The organism is Pseudomonas rhizoryzae, assembly GCF_005250615.1.
Taxonomy (GTDB): domain Bacteria; phylum Pseudomonadota; class Gammaproteobacteria; order Pseudomonadales; family Pseudomonadaceae; genus Chryseomonas; species Chryseomonas rhizoryzae.
Genome location: NZ_SULM01000001.1, coordinates 489,583 through 513,378 on the forward strand (window position 1 = coordinate 489,583; position 23,796 = coordinate 513,378).

The 23,796-nt window shown below is 66.0% G+C and carries 20 protein-coding genes and 1 tRNA gene; 10 read left to right on the forward strand and 11 right to left on the reverse strand.

The window, feature by feature from the left end; genetic code table 11:
• Positions 1-113: 113 nt before the first annotated feature.
• The 6 genes from FAZ11_RS02170 to FAZ11_RS02195 all read right to left on the reverse strand — a co-directional run bounded on the left by FAZ11_RS02170 (position 114) and on the right by FAZ11_RS02195 (position 6,179).
• Positions 114-1,148 (reverse strand): LacI family DNA-binding transcriptional regulator, encoded by a 1,035-nt coding sequence (locus FAZ11_RS02170; protein ID WP_058772916.1) that lies wholly within the window; start codon positions 1,146-1,148, stop codon positions 114-116.
• A gap of 150 nt (positions 1,149-1,298) precedes the next feature.
• Entirely contained in the window at positions 1,299-1,481 is a 183-nt protein-coding gene (locus tag FAZ11_RS02175; protein ID WP_081318285.1) for a hypothetical protein, read from the reverse strand.
• A 25-nt stretch (positions 1,482-1,506) separates the two neighbouring features.
• Positions 1,507-2,307, reverse strand: a complete 801-nt coding sequence (locus FAZ11_RS02180) for an aldolase/citrate lyase family protein (RefSeq protein ID WP_058772915.1) — start codon at positions 2,305-2,307, stop codon at positions 1,507-1,509.
• Between the two features lie 20 nt (positions 2,308-2,327).
• Positions 2,328-3,662, reverse strand: coding sequence for an MFS transporter (locus FAZ11_RS02185; RefSeq protein WP_058772914.1), 1,335 nt, complete (start codon positions 3,660-3,662; stop codon positions 2,328-2,330).
• A 21-nt stretch (positions 3,663-3,683) separates the two neighbouring features.
• Positions 3,684-4,868 (reverse strand): L-rhamnonate dehydratase, encoded by a 1,185-nt coding sequence (gene rhmD, locus FAZ11_RS02190; protein ID WP_058772913.1) that lies wholly within the window; start codon positions 4,866-4,868, stop codon positions 3,684-3,686.
• A gap of 12 nt (positions 4,869-4,880) precedes the next feature.
• Positions 4,881-6,179 (reverse strand): MFS transporter, encoded by a 1,299-nt coding sequence (locus FAZ11_RS02195; protein ID WP_058772912.1) that lies wholly within the window; start codon positions 6,177-6,179, stop codon positions 4,881-4,883.
• 185 nt (positions 6,180-6,364) lie between these two features.
• On the opposite strand from FAZ11_RS02195, the gene FAZ11_RS02200 reads away from it, so the two are divergent.
• The 10 genes from FAZ11_RS02200 to FAZ11_RS02245 all read left to right on the forward strand — a co-directional run bounded on the left by FAZ11_RS02200 (position 6,365) and on the right by FAZ11_RS02245 (position 15,840).
• Positions 6,365-7,312 carry a LysR family transcriptional regulator gene (locus tag FAZ11_RS02200; RefSeq protein ID WP_058772911.1) on the forward strand — a complete coding sequence of 316 codons (948 nt, stop codon included), beginning with the start codon at positions 6,365-6,367 and terminating at the stop codon, positions 7,310-7,312.
• Positions 7,313-7,476: 164 nt separating this feature from the next.
• Positions 7,477-7,553, forward strand: a tRNA-Asp gene (locus tag FAZ11_RS02205).
• A gap of 153 nt (positions 7,554-7,706) precedes the next feature.
• Positions 7,707-8,282 carry a hypothetical protein gene (locus FAZ11_RS02210; protein ID WP_058772910.1) on the forward strand — a complete coding sequence of 192 codons (576 nt, stop codon included), beginning with the start codon at positions 7,707-7,709 and terminating at the stop codon, positions 8,280-8,282.
• 344 nt (positions 8,283-8,626) lie between these two features.
• Positions 8,627-9,607: a sugar phosphate isomerase/epimerase family protein gene (locus tag FAZ11_RS02215; protein ID WP_058772909.1), complete on the forward strand. Its 981-nt coding sequence runs from the start codon at positions 8,627-8,629 to the stop codon at positions 9,605-9,607.
• A gap of 62 nt (positions 9,608-9,669) precedes the next feature.
• A complete protein-coding gene (locus FAZ11_RS02220; RefSeq protein WP_058772908.1) occupies positions 9,670-10,710 on the forward strand; it encodes a sugar ABC transporter substrate-binding protein in 1,041 nt (346 codons plus the stop codon).
• Between the two features lie 17 nt (positions 10,711-10,727).
• Entirely contained in the window at positions 10,728-12,227 is a 1,500-nt protein-coding gene (locus FAZ11_RS02225; protein WP_058772907.1) for a sugar ABC transporter ATP-binding protein, read from the forward strand.
• Positions 12,228-12,262: 35 nt separating this feature from the next.
• Positions 12,263-13,234 carry an ABC transporter permease gene (locus FAZ11_RS02230; RefSeq protein WP_058772906.1) on the forward strand — a complete coding sequence of 324 codons (972 nt, stop codon included), beginning with the start codon at positions 12,263-12,265 and terminating at the stop codon, positions 13,232-13,234.
• Positions 13,234-14,091 (forward strand): MurR/RpiR family transcriptional regulator, encoded by an 858-nt coding sequence (locus FAZ11_RS02235; RefSeq protein WP_058762658.1) that lies wholly within the window; start codon positions 13,234-13,236, stop codon positions 14,089-14,091. Before FAZ11_RS02230 ends, FAZ11_RS02235 begins: the two co-directional genes overlap by 1 nt.
• 3 nt (positions 14,092-14,094) lie before the next feature.
• Positions 14,095-14,952 carry a PfkB family carbohydrate kinase gene (locus FAZ11_RS02240; RefSeq protein WP_058772905.1) on the forward strand — a complete coding sequence of 286 codons (858 nt, stop codon included), beginning with the start codon at positions 14,095-14,097 and terminating at the stop codon, positions 14,950-14,952.
• 513 nt (positions 14,953-15,465) lie between these two features.
• The gene (locus FAZ11_RS02245; protein ID WP_058762660.1) at positions 15,466-15,840 is read left to right on the forward strand and encodes a histone-like nucleoid-structuring protein, MvaT/MvaU family; all 375 of its coding nucleotides are present in this window, start codon (positions 15,466-15,468) and stop codon (positions 15,838-15,840) included.
• Between the two features lie 292 nt (positions 15,841-16,132).
• On the opposite strand, the gene FAZ11_RS02250 is transcribed toward FAZ11_RS02245, so the two are convergent.
• The 5 genes from FAZ11_RS02250 to kdpA all read right to left on the reverse strand — a co-directional run bounded on the left by FAZ11_RS02250 (position 16,133) and on the right by kdpA (position 23,796).
• Positions 16,133-16,822 carry a response regulator gene (locus FAZ11_RS02250; RefSeq protein WP_058762661.1) on the reverse strand — a complete coding sequence of 230 codons (690 nt, stop codon included), beginning with the start codon at positions 16,820-16,822 and terminating at the stop codon, positions 16,133-16,135.
• Between the two features lie 61 nt (positions 16,823-16,883).
• Positions 16,884-19,508 (reverse strand): sensor histidine kinase, encoded by a 2,625-nt coding sequence (locus FAZ11_RS02255; protein ID WP_137279458.1) that lies wholly within the window; start codon positions 19,506-19,508, stop codon positions 16,884-16,886.
• The gene (kdpC, locus tag FAZ11_RS02260; protein ID WP_058762663.1) at positions 19,505-20,056 is read right to left on the reverse strand and encodes a potassium-transporting ATPase subunit KdpC; all 552 of its coding nucleotides are present in this window, start codon (positions 20,054-20,056) and stop codon (positions 19,505-19,507) included. Before kdpC ends, FAZ11_RS02255 begins: the two co-directional genes overlap by 4 nt.
• A 10-nt stretch (positions 20,057-20,066) precedes the next feature.
• Positions 20,067-22,097, reverse strand: coding sequence for a potassium-transporting ATPase subunit KdpB (gene kdpB / locus FAZ11_RS02265; RefSeq protein ID WP_137279459.1), 2,031 nt, complete (start codon positions 22,095-22,097; stop codon positions 20,067-20,069).
• Between the two features lies 1 nt (position 22,098).
• Positions 22,099-23,796, reverse strand: coding sequence for a potassium-transporting ATPase subunit KdpA (gene kdpA, locus FAZ11_RS02270; RefSeq protein WP_058771985.1), 1,698 nt, complete (start codon positions 23,794-23,796; stop codon positions 22,099-22,101).

A 23,796-nucleotide genomic window follows, 5' to 3' on the forward strand; every position in this document is an offset into this window, starting at 1 on the left:
CTAACGTTGTGTAGCGGGCTTAAGTTGTAAGTCGTCTGACAACGATAGCGCTATCATTAAACAGATAACGCGAGCGTTCAACCGCTAATCGGTGAGTGGGTGCAAAAAAGTCGCTAGGAGCTCTGGCGTTCGAGCAATTCGAATCCGGTATCGAAGCGGACCGCCGTCCGCTCACCGGCGAGGCGGTTGAGCAGCGACTGGGCGACGCGGCGCCCCATGGCGTCGGCATTGACACTGACCGTGGACAGCGCCGGGGTGGCGAAGCGACCGTTGGTGGTATCGCCGAAGCCGACCACCCCCAACTGCTCGGGGATGCGCAGGCCGCGACTGCTGGCCTCGGCGCACACGCCGAGGGCGAGGGTGTCGGAGCTGCACAGCACCAGCTCCGGTGGCTCCGGACGTTCCAGCAAGCGGGATAGGCCGATCCGACCGACTTCCCAGGTGGCGGGTAACGGCAGGATTTCCCTGGGCAGTTCGGTGATCCCCAGTTCGGCCAACCGCGCCTGCAGCGCCAGGTTGCGGCGCAGGGCGCGGGGATCGTCCACCGAGATCACCCCGAAACGGCGATAGCCGCGGGCGACGAAGTGATCGGCGAGCGCTATGCCGACCTGCTCATGGGAAAAGCCGACCTGCATGTCCAGGGCCTCTTCGCTGAGATCCCAGGCTTCCACCACCGGGATGTTAAGGGCCGCCAAGCGCTCGCGACTGGCCGGGGTGTGCAGGGTGCCGGTAAGGACGATGCCATCGGGCCGGCGGCCGAGGATGGCTTCGAGCAGTTCCTCTTCCTTTTCCGGCGAATAGCCGGTGGGACCGATCAACGCCTGGTAGCCCGCCTCGGTGAGGTGCTCCATGAGCGTCTGCACCACGGTGGCATAGATGGAGTTGGCGATGGTGGGCAGCAGGATGGCCACCAGCTTGCTCTTGCTGGAGGCGAGGCTCCCCGCCAGCAGATTGGGCACATAGCCCAGTTCCTTGACCACTGCCAACACATGCTCGCGAGTGGCTTCGCTTACCAGCGTGGGTCGGTGCAGCGCGCGCGAGACGGTGATGGGCGACACCCCGGCGGCGAGAGCGACTTCGCGCACGGTGAGGGGCAGCTCGGAGCTGCCGCTCTGCTGGGCGAGTTCACGGCGGGATTTCCTGGCCAAGACGGCTCCTTGGAAGGGCGAGGCCGTCATTATGGAAGCAAGCGACAGGGCTGGCCATGGGCACGGGTTCTGGTGTCCGAGACAGCAAGGGTACGGCGAAAGGCTATGCCGCGATTCTATTCAGACCCTGGATGGCCGCCCCAGCTCCCGTCACCGGGTGCATTTCGGTGACGGGTCGGCCTCAGCCCTTGGCGGGCGCCGGGCCCGTACTGCGCGGACCAGCACCGTGGGTTGGCCATGCCAGCCACGACCGAGATCGGCGCGGCTGCTGCCGGTGACCAGCCGGGCTTCCTGGCTCAGAGGGACGTCCACCTCGGTGGCGACCCCGTGCACGAGGAAGTCCTCGGCGGACTCCGGATCAGTAGGTATGAGAGGGCGGCTGGGACTCATCCAGCGGGCGATAGCGAGCCAGGTTGGCCAGCGCCGCCTGGCGGAACAGGCTGATGTCGATGCCGACGGCGACGAACTGGCAACCCCAGTCGCGATAGCGCCGGGCATCGTCTTCCTGGGGCGCCAGGATGCCGGCCACCTTGCCGGCGGCCAGGGTCGCCTCGATGGCCGTGCGGATGCGCGCCTGTACCTCGGGGTGGCCCGGATTGCCGGCATGGCCCAGGCCGCTGGAGAGGTCCGCCGGCCCGACGAAGATCGCATCCACGCCCTCCACCGCGGCGATCTCGGCGACGTTGTCGCTGCCCAGGCGCGACTCCACCTGGACGATCAAGCACAGCTCGGTATGGGCGGTATGCAGGTAGTCCGGGACCGCATCCCAGCGGGTGGCCCGGGTCAGGCCACCGCCGACCCCGCGGATACCGTGGGGCGGATAGCGCATCGCCCGCACCAGGGCGCGGGCCTGCTCGGCGGTCTCCACCATGGGTACCATCAGCGTCTGCACGCCGATGTCGAGCAACTGCTTGATCAGTACCGCATCGCCGGTCACGCAGCGCACCACCGGCGCCGTGGGGTAGGGCGCCACCGACTGCAACTGGGCGAGGATGCTCGGCACCGTGTTGGGGGCGTGCTCGCCATCGATCAGCAGCCAGTCGTAGCCGGTGCTGGCGGCGATCTCCGCGGCATAGCCGGTGGCGAAGCCGGCCCAGAGGCCATAGAGGGTGTCGCGGCCCGTTAGGCGGGTCTTGAAGGGATTGCGGGGCAGGTCCATGACAATGGTCTCCAGGGGAATTAAGAAGGGGTGTCGGGCAGGCGCACCAGCAGGCCGTAGCTCAGGGCACCGGCCACCGCGATGGCGGCGGCGATGCCGAGGGCGAGGCCGAAGGAACCGGTCTGCTGGACGATCATGCCGGTGATGACCGGGGCGAAGGCGCCGCCGAAATAACCACCGAAATTCTGGATGCTGGCCAGCGAGGCCACCTGGTGCGAGGGCACGGCGACGCTGACCAGCGACCAGGTGCCGGCTATCGCCACGTTGAGGCTGAACAGTGCCAGACTGAAGCAGAGGATGACGCTGCCGATGCCGGTCACGCCGGCGCTGCACAGGGCGAATAGCCCGGCCGCGGCCAGGCCGCCACAGATCGGCAGCTTGCGGCTGAAGGCCAGGCTGCGCCCGCTGCGGGTCAGGCGATCCACCAGCAGGCCGCCGCCGATGACACCGCAGGCCCCGGCCAGGAACGGCAGGCTGGCCACCCAGCCGGCCTGGGCCAGGGACAGGTGGTGGACCCGTTCCAGGTAGGCGGGCAGCCAGGTCAGGAACAGCGACAGCATGTAGATGATGCCCACGTAGCCGATCACCACGCCCCAGGTCAGGCGCCGGCGAAACAGGCCCAGCCAGTCGGTGAAGGTCAGTCGCTGGCCGGCGTCCCGGGCCGCCAGGCCCGCATCCAGGTGCGCTCGCTCGGCGGCGTCCAGCGCTACCTGCACCCGGTCGCGATAGCTCAGGTACCAGAGCACTGCCACGGCGATGCCCAGTACGCCCATGGCGATGAACATCTGCCGCCAGCCGAGCCACAGCAGCAGGGCGGTGAGGATCGGCTGGGAGATCGCCGGCCCCAGGGAAGAGGACAGGTTGAAGATGCCCGAGGGCAGGCCGCGCTCACGCACGTTGAACCACTCGCTGACCACCTTGGCGCCGGCCGGGAATTGCGGCGCCTCGCCGATGCCCAGGCCGACGCGGGCGAGGATCATCAGGTGCAGGCTGCTGAGCAGCCCCAGCACGCCCTGGGCGAGGGACCAGAGGCAGATGCCCAGGCCCAGCGTCAGGCGCGCGCCGAAGCGATCCAGCAGGCCGCCGATGGGCAACTGGGCGAAGGCGTAGGCCCAGGCGAAGGCCGACAGCAGCAGGCCCATCTCGGTTGGCGTGAAGCCCAGCTCGCCACTGATGGTCTGGTTGGCGATGGCCAGGGTGCTGCGGTCCAGGTAGTTGACGAAGCCGGCCAGCACCAGCAGCGTCAGGGCGATCACCTGCACGCGCTTCAGTCGTGCGCTCTTGGGGGGTAGCGGCGTCGCGGCGGGTCTTGTCTCTGGCAGCGGGGCCGCCAGGGTCTCTTGGGTCGCTTTCATCCAGCCCTCCCGGGCAAGGCCTCAGTGGTGATAGGGACGTTCCAGGGCGCACTCCGGATTGAGGCGCACGCCGAAGCCGGGTCGATCCAGCGCCGAGGCGCGCAGGCGGCCGCGCACCGGGACGGGTTCGTCGAGGAGTTGCGGATGGAACATGGGCACCACCTCGTCGGCCTTGGGCGCCATCATCAGGAACTCGGCGAAGGGGCTGTTGGTGCGGGTGATGACGAAGTGATAGCTGTAGACCGAGGAGCCGTGGGGCACTACCAGGGCGTTGTGGGCATCGGCCAGGGCCGAGATGCGGATCAGCTCGGTGAGGCCGCCGCACCAGCCCACGTCGGGCTGGAGGATGTCGCAGCAACCCATCTCCAGCAGCAGGCGGAAACCCCAGCGAGTGGCCTCGTGCTCGCCGGTGGTCACCAGCATGCCGCGTGGCACGTTGCGTCTGAGTTCGGCGTAGCCCCAGTAGTCGTCCGGTGGCAGCGCCTCTTCGATCCACTTGAGACCGAACTGCTGGGCGCCCTGGGCCAGGCGGGTGGCGTAGTTGAGGTCCAGGCTCATCCAGCAGTCGAGCATCAGCCAGAAGTCGTCGCCGACCCGCTCGCGCATGGTCGCCAGGGCCTCCAGGTTCTTGCGCAGGCCTTCCTCGCCCTCGGCCGGGCCGTGCTGCAGTGGCAGCTTGCCGCCGATGAAGCCCATCTCCTTGGCCAGGTCCGGCCGGGCGCCGGTGGCATAGAACTGCAATTCGTCACGCACCGCGCCGCCGAGCAGCTGGTGCACCGGCTCCTGGCGCAGCTTGCCGAGCAGATCCCAGAGCGCGAGATCCACCCCGGAAATGGTGTTGAGCACGATGCCCTTGCGCCCGTAGTAGAGGGTGGAGAGATACATCTGGTCCCAGATCTTCTCCAGGTCGGTGACCTTGGCGCCTTCCAGGAAGCGCGCCAGGTGCCGCTCGACGATGAAGGCGCCCAACTCCCCACCGGTGGTGACGGCGAAGCCGACGGTGCCGTCGCTGGCCTCCACTTCCACCACCAGGGTGCCCAGCACATTGATGCCGAAGCTGCGCCGGCTCTGGCGGTATTCCGGGTACTTGGCCATGGGCGTGGCGATGTGGTCGTCGATCCAGTGGCCGTCGCCCTGGTCGTGGTAGTCGGCGCCGCCGCCGCGAAGGGTGTAGGCGCGCACCTGCTTGATGGTGGGTAGGGTCATGGCGAGGCTCCCTTAGTGACTGGGCGTGAGCTGGGGTTGGGGATCGGCTTGGTCGCGCTGGCGCAGGCCGAGGATCAGGGCGGCTGCCACCAGGGTGGTGCCGGCGAGGAGATAGAGGCCGGCGCCTGGGGCGGCGAAGGTCACCTCGGCCCAGCGCTTGGCGAGGGGGGCGATGAAGCCGCCGATGGCGCCGCAGGTGTTCATCAGGGCGATACCGCCGGCTGCGGCATGGCCGCGCAACTGGTCGGACGGAAAGGTCCAGAACAGCGGCTGCACGGCGATGAAGCCGGCGGCGGCGAAGCACAGGGCGATCAGCGCATAGAGCGGCGAGAAGGTCACCGAGGCGGCGATGCCCAGGCCGGAAAGGGCCAGGGTGGCGGCCGCGGTGCGGCGGCGCTCGCCGGTGCGATCCGACCAGCTCGGGATCAGCCAGGCGGCGAGCAGGGCACAGACCCAGGGAATTGCCGAGACCAGGCCGACCAGCAGCCCGACCTTCTGCCCGAGCAGGCCGGCTACCTGGGTCGGCAGATAGAAGACCACGCCATAGACGCTGGCCTGGATCAGCAGGTAGATGCTGCACAGCAGCAGGATGCGCGGCTGGCCGAGTAGGCGCAGCAGACCGCCATGGTGCGGCTTGGCGGCGTCTTCGGTATCCAGGGCCTGTTGCAGGGTCTGCTTTTCAGCGTCGCTCAGCCAGCGGGCATCGCGCGGCCGATTGTCCAGGTAGAGCCAGGCCCAGACGCCCACCAAGCTGGCCAGCACACCCTCGACCAGGAACAGCCACTGCCAGCCATGCAGACCGCCGAAGCCGTCGAATTCCAGCAGCAGCCCCGACAGCGGACTACCGAAGATGAAGGCCAGGGGCGCGCCGAAATAGAAGAAGCCCAGCGCCCGGGCGCGATAGCGCGAGGGAAACCAGTAGGTGAGGTAAAGGATGACGCCGGGAAAGAAGCCGGCTTCGGCCACCCCGAGCAGAAAACGCAGCACATAGAAGGCCGTCGCCGTGTGGGCGAACAGCATGGCGGCGGAGATCAGGCCCCAGCTGACCATGATCCGGCACATCCACAGCCGGGCGCCGACACGGTGCATGATCAGGTTGCTGGGAATTTCGAGAAAGGCATAGCCGACGAAGAAGACCCCGGCGCCAAAGGCGAAGGCCGCATCGGAGATGCCGGTGTCGGCCTGGAAGGCGACCTTGGCGAAGCCCACGTTGGCCCGGTCGAGAAAGGCCATGACGTACATCAGCAGCAGGAAGGGCAGCAGGCGCCGGGTGACCTTGGCGACCAGCCCTGGAGACAGGGTGGTATGCATGGCGATCTCTCTTGTTGTTGTGATTCGGCCACGGGTCAAGGTAGTCGCAGTTGCAATGCCGGAATAATCGCTTTTTGTTTAGGACCGATACCCTTAGGGTATCGGTACGCGAAAAGGGCGCGACCAGAGCCTTGCCACGCTCAGGACGCGCACGCGTCGCCGATCACGCCACCAGGACGCTGCCGATGAACGCCTCCCCGCATGCCCGCGCGCTGTTCAATCGCCTGCGCTACAAGCACCTGTTGATGCTGGTGACCCTGGCTGGTACCCGTAACCTGCACCGGGCCGCGGAAGCCCTGCACCTGTCCCAGCCGGCGACAACTCGGATGCTGCAGGACGTCGAGGAGGCCTTTGGCTGCGCGTTGTTCGAGCGAAAGGCGCGCGGTTTGCGCCCCACGGCCCTGGGCGAGCAGGTGGTGGACTTCGCTCGCCGCGCCCTGAGCAGCCTGGATCGCTGCACCGAGGATCTCGATGCGCGGCGCTTGGGCGGCTACGGTCATCTGGCGGTGGGTGCCATCATGGGCGCCTTGCCCGATCTGGTGGTTCGCGCCATCGCCGAGAGCAAGGCGCGCCAACCGGGCTTGCAGTTGCGCATCCTCGGCGATACCAGCGACCAGCTCACCGAGTTGCTGGAGCAGGAGCGGATCGATGTCGCCATCGCCCGCTTCACCAGCCCGGCCGATCTCGGGCGCTTCACCTTCGAGCCGTTGGGTAATGAGCACCTGGCGGTGGTGGTCCGCACCGGGCATCCCCTGGCCGGGCGCGCCGTACCGGATCTGGCCGAACTGGTCGAGGAGTGGCCCTGGATCCTGCAACCCGAGGCGAGCCCGGCGCGGGTCGCCCTAGAGGCTGCCTTCGCCCGCCGCCAGCTACCGCCCCCGGCGGACATCATCGAGTGCGGCTCGGTGTTCGCCATGCTGCAACTGGTGCAGATCACCGACGCCATCCTGGTGCTGACCGAGGCCGTGGTGCGCGATCATCTGCGTACCGGCCTCATGGTGCCGCTCGACCTCGAGATCATCGAACCCCTGACACCCTTCGGCATCCTGCTGCGGGCGGGGCAGGTGCCGGGCACGGCCCTGCAAGGCTTTCTCGAGCTGCTTAGGCGGCAGGCGGGCAACGCTAACGGTTGAGTCCGGCCGGGGTATCCATGGGCCGCGCCGCGCAAGCCAGAAATATTTTCCTAAGCCTGTTGTTTCTTCCCTGATAAATCAGTATCTTAGCGGCCGCTGGTGCAGAGAACCCCGCTGAACAGGTTCTCCGCTCAAGCCAGCCGGATGCCGCAAGGCTTCCATGCGCAGCGGTAGTTCAGTCGGTTAGAATACCGGCCTGTCACGCCGGGGGTCGCGGGTTCGAGTCCCGTCCGCTGCGCCATATAAAGCTCCAGAACTCGCTCTGGGGTATCGAAGAAAGCGGCCCTGGTGGCCGCTTTTTTTCGTCCCGCCTTTTTGTCGCCCCGTCTTGCGGCGGCGAAACCGCTGCGCTTCGCCGACCTCCAATAGTCATCGTCGATGCGTAGGAAGGGTCATGAAGATCGCCTGTCTGGGCTGGGGTTCGTTGATTTGGAAGCCGGCGGAATTGCCGGTCGCCTCGGACTGGTTCGCCGATGGCCCCTGGCTGCCCATCGAATTCGCCCGGGAGGGCGATAGCGGCGAGCTGGCCACGGTGCTCTGCGACGGCGTGGCCGAGGTGCAGGTGCTCTGGGCCCTGCTGAGCGTCGACGATCTGGACGCCGCCCGCGAAGCCTTGCGTGAACGCGAGGGGGTGCCCAGCGAGCAACCGGAGTGTATCGGCAGTTGGCCGGCGGGGCCGGATACGGCCTTCCAGGACGTCATCGGCGACTGGGCGCGAAAGCAGCAACTGGACGCCGTGGTCTGGACCGCCTTGCCCCCGCGCAGCGGTGGGCTCAACCAGCGCATGCCTTCGCCCGAGGCGGCTCTGACCTACCTGCGCACCCTCGACCCGGAACGTCAGGCTCACGCCCGGGATTACATTCGCCGTACGCCAGTGGCCATCGATACCGCCTACCGCCGACTGTTCCAACGGACTTTCGGTTGGCGACCGGTGGCCGAGGCCAACCTGGACGAGGAGCGCCGCGCCTAGCGGGGATAGCCAGGGGCCACCCCGCTCAGCGCCTGCGAGCGGTTCTTTCGTCACCGCGACGACCACGCCTTGATCCGGACCGGCGGGCGCAATCCGCCTGCCGCGCTTCGTCACGTCCAGCAGCCTGCTTCTCCGTCTCTCTCTCGGTCGCCACCTTGCCCCCTCGAACGACCGCTCCCGATGGGCTCCTCGAAGCGCCAGCCCTCCCTGAGCGCGGCTATTTCCGTGACGGCAATCATGAATCCCCTCTTGCGTAACGGCACGAGAAGTGTAGATTGCACATAACTTTACGGATAAACGTAAAGATGGAAAGCACTTTACAGGGTTAGCAAAGGACGGACCTCATGTCTGAACTCAAGTTTGCAACACGGCTGAACTCGTTCGCCTCCGGGGCGCATCTCTATTGGCCCGAGCAGCAGGGCAAGCCGTCGGTGCTGCAGATGGTGGCCCGCGCAGGCACCGCCAAGGGGCTGACGCACCTCGATCTCAATTATCCGCAACACCTCACCACCGACATCCAGACCCTGAGGCACGGGATCGAGGATGCCGGACTGGCGGTCAATGGCATGCAGATGCGCTGGGATGCTCCCCAGTTCAAGATCGGCGCCTTCACCCACCCCGACGCCCGTATCCGTCGCGAAGCCATCGAGCTGACCAAGCGGGGCATCGATGCCGGGCGCGAATTCGGGGCGTCCTTGATGACCCTGTGGATGGGGCAGGACGGCTTCGATTATTGCTTCCAGGCCGACTACAAGAAGCTCTGGGAAGACGCCGTCAGCGCCGTCCGCGAGGTGGCGGAATACGCGCCGGACGTGGACGTCAGCATCGAATACAAGCCCAACGAGCCGCGCGCCTACAGCATCTTCCCCAATGCCACCACCTGCTTGCTGGCCGTGGAAGAAGCCGGCTGCGCCAACCTGGGTATCACGCTGGACTTCGCCCACGTGCTGTTCGCCAACGAAGTCCCGGCCTTTGCCGCGGCCATGGTGGCCCGCCGCTCCCGTCTGCTGGGGCTTGATCTCAACGATGGCTGGGGCAAGCGCGACGACGGCCTGATGGTCGGCTCGGTCAATCCGCGCGCCACGCTGGAATTCCTCTGGCAGATGCAGCGCGACGGCTACCAGGGCGCCTATTACTTCGACACCTTCCCGGATGCCAGCGGCCTGGACCCGGTCCGCGAGGCCGAAACCAACATCGCCACGGTGAAGCGGTTGCTCAAGCTTAGCACCCGGCTGAATGACAACCCGGCATTGGCGGAAGCCATCAGCCGCCAGGACGCCGTCGCCTCGCAACAGATCATCAACGACCTCCTGCTGGCGAGCTGATCGCTCACCCGCCGCGCTTTTCCAACGCTCAACCCCCAACAATAAGAACAGAAGGCTGAAAAATGAAAAGACTGTTGCTCTCCGCAGTGGTATCTGCAGTGCTGTGCGCCAGTGTCCAGGCCGCCGACTTGGCCCCCTTGAAGTCAGACAGCGAGCCGGATCGGACCGACTGGTCCCAGCTCGACAGCCGCTACGGACCTCTGCCCAAGGTCGACAAGCCGCTGAAAATCGGCGGAGTGTCCAAGACCCTGACCAACGAATACTGGCGTCTGCTCGGCCAGGGTTATCAGAGCGCGGCGAAGAAGTACGGCGTCACCGTGGAATACCAGGCGGCCGCCAACGAGGACGATCAACTCGGCCAGTTGTCCATCGCGGAAACCATGCTGTCCCAGGGCTTCAACGGCTTGCTGGTGTCGCCGCAGACCGACATCAACCTGGAGCCGGCGCTGCAGACCGCCAACGACAAGCGCATTCCCCTGGTCAACGTGAACGATGCCGTGATGCCCAACGCCCCCCACTATGTGGGTAACGTGCAGAAGGACAACGGCGTGCGGGTGGCCAGGTGGTTCATCCAGCATCATCCCCAGGGTGGCAAGCTGGCGGTGATCGAAGGTCAGCCCGGCGTCTATGCCGCGGGTCAGCGCACCCTTGGCTTCAAGGAGACCCTCGCGCCGAACAGCGCCTTCAGCGTGGTGGCCAGCGTGCCGGCCAACTGGAGCCGCGAGCAGGCCTACAACGCTGCCTCGACCATCCTGCAGCAGCATCCCGACCTGATCGGTTTCTATGCCAACAACGACACCATGGCCCTCGGCGTCGTCGAGGCGGTGCGGGCGCAGAACAAGGCCGGGCAGGTCGCCATCTTCGGCACCGACGGCATTTCCGATGCCTACGCCTCGATCAAGCGCGGCGAACTGACCGGCACCGTGGACAGCTTCCCCGTCCTCACCGGGGAGGTCGCCATGGACGTGATGCTGCGGCTGATCAATGGCCAGCAGGTCTCGCGGGTCGTGGCGACGCCCCAGGCACTGATCACGCGGGACAACGCCGAGGCCTTCTCGACCAAGGACAACGAGAAGCTGCGTCAACTGCTGACGGCTCAATAGGCCGGACGGAGGGGAGCATGGAACAGTATCGCTTGATGATGCGGGGCATCAGCAAAACCTACGGTAACGCCGCCGCTTTACAGAATGTCGACTTCTGCGTGAAGCCCGGCGAGGTGCATGCCCTGATTGGTGAGAATGGCGCGGGAAAATCCACCCTGCTCAATATTCTCTCCGGCGTCCGCGCGGCCGATGAGGGGGAGATCCTCGTCAACGGCCAACCGGTGCAGATGAAAACTCCGCTCAGCGCCCGCCAGGCGGGGATCGCGATGATCCATCAGGAATTGCAGCATGTTCCAGAGCTCTCGGTAGCGCAGAACATGTTTCTCGGCCGCCCACTGACGAAGGCGGGCGGCTGCCTGGTCGACAAGTCGGCGCAGCTCACCCGCGCCAGGCAGATCCTTGCCCAGCTCGATCCCAGCATCGATCCCGCTAGTGCGATCAAGCATCTCAAGGTCTCTCAGCAGCAGATCGTCGAGATCGCCCGGGCGCTGCTCGACGATGCCAAGATCATCGCCATGGATGAACCCACCTCCAGTCTGACGCCGCGGGAATTCGAGCGGCTGGCGGAGCTGATCGGCGAGCTGAAGGCCATGGGGGTCTCGCTCATCTACGTCTCGCACAAGATGAACGAGATCTTCAAGGTCTGCGACCGGGCCACCATCATGCGCGATGGGCGCCAGGTCGGTGTCGTCGAGATCCGTGACGAGAACGAAGAAAGCATCGTGGCCAAGATGGTCGGGCGCGCGCTGGAAAAGTTCGAGCACAACAGCTACGTCACGGCCGACGAGGTTCTGCGCGTCGAGAACCTGGCCCGCGACACGGCCGTGGCGCCGGCGACCTTCAGCGTCAGGGCCGGCGAGGTGCTGGGTATCGCCGGGTTGGTGGGCGCCGGTCGCACCGAGTTGCTCAAGCTCATCGCCGGGCTGGATCGACGCAGTGGCGGTGAGGTCTGGGTGAATGGCCAAGCCGTGCCCAATCACGATGTCCGCGCCGCCATCAAGGCGGGAATCGGCCTGGTGCCGGAAGACCGCAAGAAGGAGGGCATCGTCAAGGCTCGCGCCGTCAAGATGAACCTCGCCTTGCCCTCCATGGGGCAGTTCACCGTGGGCGGCATCATCCGGCGGCTGAAGCTCAATCACCTCGCCCACGAGGTCATGAGCGACCTGAAGCTGCGCCCGCTGGATATCGAAAAGACCATCGGTACCCTCAGCGGCGGTAACCAGCAGAAGGTGATCATCGGGCGCTGGGTGGCCGCCGACGCCAAGGTATTCCTCTTCGATGAACCCACGCGTGGGATCGACATCGGCGCCAAGGCGGAGATCTACAACCTGATCGAACGCCTGGCGCAGGCGGGCAAGGCCATCGTCGTCGTCTCTTCGGAAATGACGGAACTCCTGCGCATAGCGGACCGCGTATTGGTCATGCGTGAAGGCAGGATCACCCAGGAGCTCTCGGGGGACGCGATCACCGAAGAGAACATCGCCCGCTTCGCGATCAAGGATCTGGAAGCGGCCTGACACCCGTCGCGTCACTCACCTGGAAGGCACCTATCATGATGACTCATATCGACTCCCAGCGCCTGGGACGTCCTGCTGCACTCATCCGTTTCAATCTGCGCGATGCCGGTACCCTGATCGGGCTACTGATCATCGTGGTGACGTTTTCACTGCTGTCGCCGGTGTTCTTCACCGTGCCGAACCTGCTGAACATCCTGCAGCAGTCGTCGATCAATGCCTTGATCGCCCTGGGCATGACGCTGGTGATCATCTCCGGCGGGATCGATCTCTCGGTCGGCCCCACCGCGGCGCTGTCGGCGGTCCTTGGCGCGACGCTGATGGTGGCGGGGGTACCCGTCCCCCTGGCGATAGTGGCGACGCTCGCCGTCGGCCTGAGCAGTGGCGTGTTCAGCGGCAGCCTGATCGCCTATGCCGGCCTGCAACCCTTCATCGTCACCCTGGGGGGCCTGTCGCTGTTTCGGGCCATGGCGCTGATCTTCACCGGCGGCAACCCGGTCTTCGGTATTCCGCCGACCTTCCGCGGCCTGGTCAACAGCACCCTGCTGGGCATTCCCGTGCCCATCGTGGTGGTCGCGGTCATCGCTCTGGCGCTGTGGGTGGTGATGAACAAAACGCCGTTGGGTGAATACATCCTGGCGATCGGCGGTAACGAAGAAGCCGCTCGGGTGGCGGGCGTGCCGGTGAAAAGAACCAAGGTGATCGTCTACGTCATCTCGGGAATGTTGGCGTCCCTGGCGTCGCTGATCCTGATCGGTCGGCTGGGCGCTGCGGAGCCCACCATCGGCAATCTGTGGGAGCTGGACGCCATCGCGGCGGCTGCCATCGGTGGGGCATCGCTGATGGGGGGCAAGGGCAGCATCTTCGGCACGCTCATCGGCGTCGTCATTCTTGGCGCCTTACGTAACGGCCTGACCCTGCTCAATATTCAGGCCTTTTATCAGTTGCTCGCCATTGGCCTGATTATTATCGTGGCGATGTTGATAGACAGGGCCACACGAGGCAAGTGATGAAGCAGGATCCGCGAGCCATCGGTGCTCAAATTCGCATGCGTTTGCCCCAGTTGACGCCACTCGAACGACGAGTGATAGAAGCCGTCATCGCCCGCCCGGATATGACCGAACACACTTCGCTGAAAGAGATCGCGCAAGAAAACGGCGTCTCCGAGGCCATGATCGTCAAGATCACCAAGAAGCTGAGTTTCACCGGGTTCAGGGACTTCAGAAGCAGCCTGATTTATTACTACGCGTCTGAAGTAGCGGGGTTGCATGCGGAAATAGAGCCCGACGATTCGTCGGAGCAACTACTGGCGAAAGTCTTCAGGACATCCATCCAGGCAATCGAGGAAACGATGTCGATCCTGGATATAGCGGAGTTCAACCGGGCCGCGGAGATCATTTTCAAGGCGCGTCATATCGATCTCTATGCCGTGGGTGGCTCTGCGGCGGTCGCCCGCGATCTGTCGCACAAGATGCTCAAGATCGGGATCAAGTCCACCGCCTATGACGATGCGCACATCATGTTGATGTCCGCGGCGGTCCTGTCCGACGACGATGTCGTCATCGCGATCAGTCATTCCGGCGCAACCCGGGCGGTCAACGACCCGGTCGTGCTGGCGGCGCGCAATGGCGCCCGTGTAATAGCCATCACCAACTATGCCGAATCGCCCATCGCGCGCCATGCGCATGTGGTACTCAATTCAACCTCCCAAGGGTCGCACCTGTTAGGGGAAAACGCCGCTTCGCGGATCGCGCAACTCAATATTCTCGACGCCTTGTTCGTCGCGATCGCGAAGAAGGATTTGCAGCGAGCGGAAAAGAACCTGATGAAAACCCAGCGTGCGGTCCAGGATCTGCGAGAACTCTAGACAATGAACGATATTCTGGTCACCGGCAGTCTGCACTACGACATCATGCTGGATGCCGACCATCGCCCCGAGAAAGGCGAAACGGTGATGGGCACCGCCTGCCATTACAAGTTCGGTGGCAAGGGAGGGAACCAGGCGATAGCGGCGGCGCAAGCGGGCGCTCGGGTGCGATTCGTCGGTGCGGTCGGGGATGACGAGCACGGCCGTTTCCTGCTCAGGCATCTGGCGGCGGCGGGGGTCGATGCCTCCGCGGTGCGCATCGTGCCGGGTATCGCGTCGGGCATGAGTGTGGCGATCACCGACGCCGACGGCGACTATGGCGCGGCAGTGGTTTCCAACGCCAACCAGCACATCGCGCTGGAGATCTTCCAGGCGCCGGATTTCTGGAGCGACGTAGCGATGCTGGTACTGCAGAACGAAGTGTCCCCGGCCCTCAATCTGCAGGCCGCCCGCGCGGCCCGGGCCCGAGGGGTGCCCGTGTGCCTCAACGCCGCCCCGGCGCGCGCGCTGCAGCCGGAGCTGGCGGCGTGTATCGACGTGCTGGTGGTCAATGCCGTGGAGGCGCGGGACATGAGTGGGATCACCGTCACCAATTTGCGCGATGCGGAGCGGGCAGCTCAGGCGCTGGCCGCGACCTTCCCGCAGGTGGTGGTGACCGCTGGCGAGCACGGCGTGGCCTTCAGTGAAAAGGGCCAGAGCGCCGTGTTGCCGGCCAAGCCGGTCAAGCTGGTCAGCACCCACGGTGCGGGAGACTGCTTCGTCGGCGTACTGAGTCGTGCGCTCGCACAAGGCCAGACGCTGGCTAGCGCCGTGGCAGCGGCCAACGCAGCGGCCGCGGAGCACGTCTCGCGCGTCGCCTGAGGGCGTTGTCTCCCGACTGTATCCCCAGGAGGCCGCTCGACCACATCGAGTCGAGCGGCAACCACGTCTCCAGCGATGGCTGCCTTACCTTGCCGAACGCGATGGCAAGGTTGCCAGTCTTCGGCTGCCTGCCGACCGCTGCCGCAGTCATCCTCCCGCCTAAACTTGCGCCTAAAACCATCTCGATCAGCGCGCCCATCCTTGTCTAGCGCCGAGACGCCAGCGCAATCGGTGAAGTATCGAAAAGCAACCCCTGCCTCTAGGGGACGAAAATTATTTCGTTAATGTTCGACTCCTACAGCCATTCGGCTAGTTCTCCCGCTGGCCCTGCCGGGGGATGCCTTACTTAGGATTACCTTAAGTAACGGCGAAAAATTTACATCTTGCTTTCCCGGGCATCCGTGCTTAATTAATCGCTGGCATAGTGTCGCGGGATGATTTATCGTCGCACGCTAACTTTTCTCCTATGACGGAGTCTCAGCCTTCGTCTCTTACTTTTCATCAGGAGCTAATATGTCCCGTCTCGCCGAATTCCGCGCCGCCGAAGAGCAACTTCGCGCCCAGCTGCAGTTGCTCGAAGATCTGAAGCAGGACAGTTCCCTGCAGAAAGAAATCGAGTTCGAGAGCAAGCTGCAATCGCTGATGGACGAGTACCACATGAACCTGGGCGACATCATCGGCATCCTGGATCCGAATGCCGCCCCCAAGCACAAGGAGCAGACACCGCATCCGGAAAAGCCAGCTGGCAAGCGGCGTCCGCGTACCACCAAGCGTTATCAGCACCCCCAGACCGGCGAAGTCATCGAGACCAAGGGCGGCAATCACAAGGTGCTCAAGGCCTGGAAAGCCGAGCACGGGGCCGATACCGTCGAAGGTTGGTTGCAGTAAAGCTTCATTACGTTTCGGCCGGCGCCAGACGCAATGTCTGGTCGCCGGCTTGAACGTTATCCGGTTTCAACGAGTACTACGAATTCGGCCAGCACCGAGGTGTTCGCCGTCTAGTCTCCACCCCTCGCGTTCTTTGCGCTAACTTGACCGAAAGGTCACTTTGGCGACGGTGTTGCACCGGCAGCGAATTCTTTCCTGTGTTTCAGCCTATTGGGTTTCCTCGCTGGAAAGCGTAAGTCGGCAGTCTGGCCAAGGTCCGCCCCCGTTCTTTCTACTAATGGACAGGTGTCGTTCAGGCATCGTCACGCAAGCGATAACCCACGCCTGCTTCGGTCACGATAAAACGCGGTGCCACGGGATCATCGGCCAACTTCTGCCGCAGATGGCCGATGACGATGCGTAGGTAATGGCTGTCCTGGGCATGGGTGGGTCCCCAGATATCGATCAACAACTGGCGTTGCGTCACGACCCGTCCGGGATGCTGGGCGAGGGCCGCTAGAACGGCGTACTCCTTGCGCGTCAGGGCGATTTCATTGTCTGCCAGGGTGACTCGTCGATAGGCGAAGTCCACGCGCAATTCGCCTACCTCCAGGGCGGCAACCTGCGCGGTGGCGTTGCCTGGCGTCTGGCGGAGCAGGGCGCGGACACGGGCGAGGAATTCCTGGATGCCGAAGGGTTTGGTCACGTAGTCGTTGGCACCGGCGTCCAGGGCGCGGACCTTCTCGCGTTCGTCGGCCCGTACGGAGAGGACGAGCACCGGCACCGCCGACCATTCGCGCAATTCGGCCAGCACCTCCTGGCCGTCGCGATCCGGCAGCCCGAGATCGAGGATCACCAGGTCGGGCTGGCCGAGCGCCGCCTGGGCCAGCCCGTCCGTACCGGTGGCCGCTTCGCTCACCTGGTAGCCCTGGGCGGCGAGGCTGATGCGCAGGAATTTGCGGATCTGGGGTTCGTCGTCGACGACGAGGACATGAGCGGGCATCTGCGGGGTTCCACGCGAAGAGGCGCCATCATAGCGCCCCCGGGTTCTTTGGTGGCCGGGACTACTCGGCGGGAGGCGCGGGCAGCGGCAGATGCATCCGCATCGTGGTGCCGCGACCGTCCAGTCCGTCGTCGACGCTGACCCTTCCGCCATGGGCGCCGACCATGCCCTGGCAGATCGCCAGGCCCAGGCCGGTGCCCTGGCCGCCCCGATCGCCGCGCGCCGCGGTATAGAACATGTCGAAGATCCGCGTCCGGTCCTCTGGCGGAATGCCTGGGCCTTCATCGGCGACGGCGATCTGCAGTTCGCCACCCTGGCGCGACAGGCTGATCTCCAGCCGTCCACCGGGTGCGGAAAAGCGGATGGCGTTTTCCAGCACATTCACCAGCGCCTGCTCGATCAGCGCCGGATGGACCCACAGCAGCGGTAGACCGGGCTCCACCCGGGTGGTCACTTGCAGATCGGCCAGCAAGGGCTGCAGGCGCTGCAGGGCGCTGGCGAGGATGTCGCCCGGGTCGACCCAGTCGCGGGCCAGTTGCAGGCTGCCGTGCCCCAGGCGGGTCATGTCCAGCAGGTTCTGGATGTAGCGATCGAGGCGCTCGGCTTCCTGGCGCGTGGCATCCAGCAGCTCCTGGCGGTCACTGGCGGGAATGGCCTCGCCAAGGGTCGCCAGGGCATCGATGGAGCCGCGCATCACGGTCAGGGGTGTGCGCAGGTCATGGGAGACGGAGGCCAGCAGGGCGCTGCGCAGTTGCTCGGTTTCGCCATGCAGGCGGGCGGCCTCCAGATCCTCGCTGAGACGGACCCGCGCCAGAGCCTGGGCCAAGGGTTGGGCAAGGCTGGCGAGCTGACGACGTTCCCCATGGTCCAGCGGTTGGGCGTCCGCGCGGCGTACGCCAAGGACCGCGAGACTGCCGCTCTCGGCCAGCAGCGGCCACCACCACCAGCCGCCGGAGGGCAGGGTGTCGGTACCACAGCCCGCCGGCTTTTCCTGCTTCCAGGCCCATTCGGCGGCGATGCGCTCGTTATCGGCCAGCGTCAGATCGGCAGGGTGGAGAGCGAGTCCGGTCTTGTCTTCAGGGACGAGCAGGCAGACATGCTGCCCTTTGTCGCTGAGGTGCTTGAGGGTGACGCTGACCACCGCCTGGCGGTCGCTGGCGGCGCTCAGTTGTCGGGTGAAATCCAGCAGTGCCAGGGTTTCGCGCTGGGTCAGACGTAGGGCCTGCAACTGCCGGCGCTGGCGGGCGGCGAGGTCGCCGGTGAGCAGCGCCATGAGCAGGAAGAAGGCCAGGGTGAGTACATCCTGTTCGCGATTGATGGTCAGCGAAAAGGCCGGCGGAATGAACAGGAAATCGTAGGCGAGAAAGCCGAGCAGGGCGCAGAACAACGCCGGTCCACGACTGCTGCGCACCGCCACCAGCAGCACTGCGGCGAGGAAGACCAGTGAGATGTTGGGCAGCTCCAGCAGCCCTGAGACGCCTTCGGCGATGGCCGCGGCCACGCCGGTCGCCAGGATGGCCGCGCCATAGGGCCCGGGCCGCCAGGGGCGCTTCGAGCGGGCAGTGGGCGGGGCATCGCGATCCAGATCGAGGATGGCGATCTCCAGGCCCTGGGCCAGGCGCAAGAGTCGGTTGGCCAGGCGGCGCCTCAGGCTGAAGCCGCGCGGTCGCCCGCGGCCGATCAGGAGCACGCTGGCTCTTTGATCGCGGGCATGGCGGACCAGGGCGCGGACGGGGTCGCTGTCGCGCAGGGTCAGGACCTCGCCGCCGAGCCGTTCGGCCAGGCGCTGGCTGGCTTGCAGATTGGCGCGGGCGTTGTCGTCCAAGGGTTGGCCGGTATCGACGTGGACCAGCGTCCAGGGCAGATGACGCTGTTCCGCCAGGCGGCTGGCATGACGCACCAGGCGTTCCGCCGAAGGTGAGGTACCGGCGCCGACGATCAGGCGCCCCAGTAGCGGCGGCGCGGCCTGGCCCTGCTGGCGATAGCGCAGCGCCAGCGCCGAATCCACCTGGGCGGCGGCGGTACGCATGGCCAATTCGCGCAGGGCGGTGAGGTTGGTCTGGCTGAAGAAGGCGTCGATGGCGGCGCGGGCCTGCTCGGGCACGTAGACCTTGCCGTCGCGCAGTCGCTCCAGCAACTCCCGTGGCGGCAGGTCGATGAGCACCAGTTCGTCGGCATCGAGCAGCACCTGGTCCGGCACGGTCTCGCGCACCTGCACCCCGGTGATGTCCCGCACCTCGTCGTTGAGGCTTTCCAGGTGTTGGACGTTGACCGTGGTGAAGACGTGGATACCGGCGGCGAGCAGGTCGGCCACGTCCTGCCAGCGCTTGGCGTGGCGACTGCCCGGGGCGTTGCTATGGGCCAGCTCGTCCACCAGCACCAGTTCCGGCGGCTCGGCCAACAAGCCCTCCAGGTCCAGTTCGGTGAGCTTGAGCCCGCGGTGCTCGACGCGCCGCAGCGGTTGCTGCGGCAGACCGGCGAGCAGGGCGGCGGTCTCCCGCCGTCCATGGGTCTCCACGATCCCGGCGCGCACCCGGCGGCCCTGGCGCAGGGCGGTCTGGGCCGCCTGCAGCATGGCGTAGGTCTTGCCCACCCCAGGGGCGGCACCGAGAAAGACCTTGAGGCGGCCGCGGCCTTCGCGATGTTCGGCGAGCAGCGCTTCGGCGCGCCCGGTACTGTCGGTCATTGACTCAGTTCCGCCAGGGCCAGGTTGAGAAGCAGGACATTAACCGTTGCCGGGCCGAAGAGCGAGGTGTGCGTCTGCTCGCGCACCAGGGCCTCCAGGCGCTCCGGGGCCAGGCCGCGGGCCGCGGCGATGCGGGCGATCTGATAGCGGGCGCCGGCCGGGGTGAGATCCGGGTCCAGGCCGCTGGCGGAGGTGGTCACCAGCTCCTGGGGAACGGGACCCTGAGCCTGGACCTGCACGTCCGGCAGCGCCTTCTCGATCCGCTCGCGCAGTGCCGGCGCGGATTGCGCCAGGTTGCTGGCGCTGCTGGAGACGGTGGCGTAGTCACCGGCCGAGGGGCGCGGCTGGAACCACTCGGGACCGGTGAATTTCTGCGCGATCAGCCGCGAGCCGACGACGCTGCCATCGGCACGCTGGATGAGACTGCCGCCGGCCTGGTCGGCGAACAACGCCTGGCCGAGCACCGTGACCAGCAGCGGATAGACGCCGCCGGTGAGGGCCGTGAGCAGCGCGAGCATCAGCACGGCGGAACGAAGTTGCATGAGCATGGCGGTCTCCTCAGACCAGACCGAGGGCGCCGAGCGCCAGGTCGATGACTTTGATGCCGACGAAGGGCACGGCGATACCACCGAGGCCGTAGATCAGCAGGTTGCGGCGCAGCAGGGCGGCGGCGCTGGCGGCCTTGACCCGCACCCCGCGCAGCGCCAGGGGAATCAGCGCGACGATGATCAGCGCGTTGAAGACGATGGCCGAGAGAATGGCGCTCTGCGGGCTGGCCAGGTGCATCACGTTGAGCACGTTCAGCTGCGGATAGATGCCGGCGAACAGCGCCGGCAGGATGGCGAAGTACTTGGCCACGTCGTTGGCCACCGAGAAGGTGGTCAGGGCGCCGCGGGTCACCAGCAGCTCCTTGCCCACCTGCACCACGTCCAGCAACTTGGTGGGGTCGGAATCCAGATCCACCAGGTTGGCGGCCTCGCGAGCGGCCTGGGTGCCGTCGTTCATGGCCATACCCACGTCGGCCTGGGCCAGCGCGGGGGCGTCGTTGGCGCCATCACCGCACATGGCCACCAGCTTGCCCTCGGCCTGTTCGCTGCGGATGCGCTCCAGCTTCTTCTCCGGGGTGGCCTCGGCGATGACGTCATCCACCCCGGCTTCGGCGGCGATGGCGGTGGCGGTCAGGGGGTTGTCGCCGGTCACCATCACGGTGCGGATACCCAGGGTGCGCAGTTCGGCGAAGCGCTCGCGGATGCCCGGCTTGACCACATCCTTGAGGTGGATCGCCCCGAGGAGTTGGCCCTCGCCGCAGACCAGCAGCGGAGTGCCACCGCTTTTGGCGATGGTCTCGACCTCACGGGCCAGCACGTCCGGCAGGTCGGCGCGGGTCTGGCCGAGGAAGGTCAGGACGGCGTCCACCGCACCCTTGCGATACTCGCGACCCAGCCAGTCGATCCCCGACAGTCGCGTCTCGGCACTGAAGGGGATAGCCGTGACCTGGGTGCGCGGCGGCTCCTCCAGCGGATGCAGATTGCGCAGGTACTCGATGATCGAACGGCCTTCCGGGGTTTCGTCGGCCAGGGAGGCATAGAGCGCGCCTTCGGCCAGCGCCTTGGGGGTGACGCCGGGGGTGGCGTACAGGGCGCTGCAGCGACGATTGCCAAAGGTGATGGTGCCGGTCTTGTCCAGCAGCAGGGTGTGGACGTCACCCGCGGCTTCCACGGCGCGCCCCGAGGTGGCGATCACATTGAGCCGCACCAGGCGATCCATGCCGGCGATGCCGATGGCCGAGAGCAAGCCGCCGATGGTGGTGGGGATCAGGGTCACCAGCAGGGCCACCAGGAACAGCAGGGGCAACTGGCCGCCGGCCAGGACGGCGAAGGGCTGCAGGGTCACCACCACCAGCAGGAAGATCAGCGTGAGGCCGATCAACAGGATGTCCAGGGCGACCTCGTTGGGGGTCTTCTGGCGCTTGGCGCCTTCCACCAGGGCGATCATGCGGTCCAGGGTCGATTCGCCCGGATTGGCGGTGATACGCACCCGAATCCAGTCCGACACCACCCGGGTGTTGCCGGTGACCGCCGAGCGATCGCCGCCCGATTCGCGGATAACGGGCGCCGATTCGCCGGTGATGGCCGCCTCGTTGACCGCCGCCACGCCCTCGATGATCTCGCCATCGCCGGGGATCAGCTCACCCGCTTCGACACGCACGATCTGGCCCTTGCGCAGGGAGCTGGCCGGCACCATGCGGTGGTTGCCGTTCTCTTCCAGGCGCGCGGCCAGGTTCTGGCCGATGCCTTTGAGGCTGTCGGCGCGGGCCTTGCCGCGGCCTTCGGCCAGGGCCTCGGCGAAGTTGGCGAACAGCAGGGTGAACCACAGCCAGAGGGTGATCTGCACCGCTACCCCGGTGGCGACGCCATTGTCCGGCGCCAGGCACAGCAGGGTGGAGAACAGCGCGGTGATCTCCACCACGAACATCACCGGCGAGCGGATCTGCTGGCGTGGATCGAGCTTGACGAAGGCCTGCCGCAGCGCCTGGCGCCACAGGGTGCCGGCGGTGGGGGTGGGCAGGGTGTGGGTCTGGGCATCCATTTCAGCGGACTCCGAACAGTTGCAATTGGTCGGCGATCGGCCCCAGGGCGAGCGTCGGCAGGAAGGTCAGGCCGCCCACCAGCAGGATGGTGACGACCAACAGGGTGACGAAGAGCGGGCCATGGGTCGGGAAGCTGTTGGGGCCGACCGGGACGGCGCGCTTGGCGGCCAGGCTGCCGGCGATGGCCAGGATCGGCAGGATGTAGCCGAAGCGACCGATCAGCAGCGCCAGGCTGAGCATCAGGTTGTGGAAGGGAGTGTTGGCGCCGAAACCGCCGAAGGCCGAGCCATTGTTGGCGGTGGCCGAGGTATAGGCGTACAGCAGCTGGCTGAAGCCGTGCGGGCCGTTGGCGGCGATGCCGGCTACGCCCGCCGGCAGACTGGCGGCGATGGCACCCAGCACCAGGACGCCCAGCGGCATCACCAGCAGGGTCGCCACCAGCAGGCGTACTTCGGGTGCTTCCAGCTTCTTGCCCAGGTACTCCGGGGTGCGGCCGACCATCAGCCCGGCGATGAACACGGCGATCAGCACATTCAGTAGCATGCTGTACAGGCCAGCGCCGACACCGCCGAAGATCACCTCGCCGAGCATCATGTTGAACAGGGCGATCAGGCCGGTGAGCGGTGCCAGGCTATCGTGCATGGAATTCACCGAGCCGTTGGACGCGGCGGTGGTGACCGTGGCCCAGAGCGCCGAAGCCGTGGCGCCGAAGCGGGTTTCCAGGCCTTCCATGGAGGCGCCCTGGGTGATCGGCAGGTTGGCCAGCAGGGGGTTGGCGTGGCCCTGGGCCGCGATGGCGACCACCGCGCCGAGCACCAGCAGACCGAACATGGCGGCGAAGATCGCCCAACTCTGCCGCCGGTCCTTCACGTAATGGCCAAAGCTGAACACCAGGGCGGCCGGGATCAACAGGATGGCGGACAGTTCCAGTAGATCGCTCAGGGCCGTGGGGTTCTCGAAGGGATGCGCGGAATTGACGCCGAAGAAGCCGCCACCGTTGGTGCCGAGTTGCTTGATGGCGATCTGGCTGGCGGCCGGGCCGAGCGGCAGGCTCTGGGTCGCGCCCTGTAGGGTGGTGGCGTCCACGTAGGCGGCGAAGGTCTGGGGCACGCCTTGCCAGATCAACAGCAGCGCCAGCGGCACGCTCAGCGGCAGCAGCACATAGAAGGTCGCGCGGAACAGATCGACCCAGAAATTACCGATCTCCTTGGCGCTACGCCGGGCGATACCCCGGGCCAGGGCGGCCAGCACGGCCACCCCCACCGAGGCGCTGACGAAATTCTGCACGCCCAGGCCGACCATCTGGCTGAAGTAGCTCAGCGAGGCTTCGCCGCTATAGGCCTGCCAGTTGGTGTTGGTGACGAAGCTGATGGCGGTGTTCAGAGCCAGCGTCCATTCCAGTCCGGGCAGGTGCTGCGGATTGAGCGGCAATTCGCCCTGCAGCACCAGGATGGCGAACAGCAGGGCGATGCCCAGGATGTTGAACAGCATCAGGGCGAGGGCGTAGGTGCGCCAGTCCTGGCCACGACCGTCGGTGCCGGCCAGCTTGAGCGTCAGGCGCTCCAGAGGGGCACCGAGGAAGGTGAGCCAGGTCCGCTCGCCTTCCAGCGCACGATAGAAATAGCGCCCGAGAAAGGGCGCAGGAAGAAAGGTCAGGGCCAGGAAGGCCAGGATCAGGAACGCGGCTTGGCTGTCCAT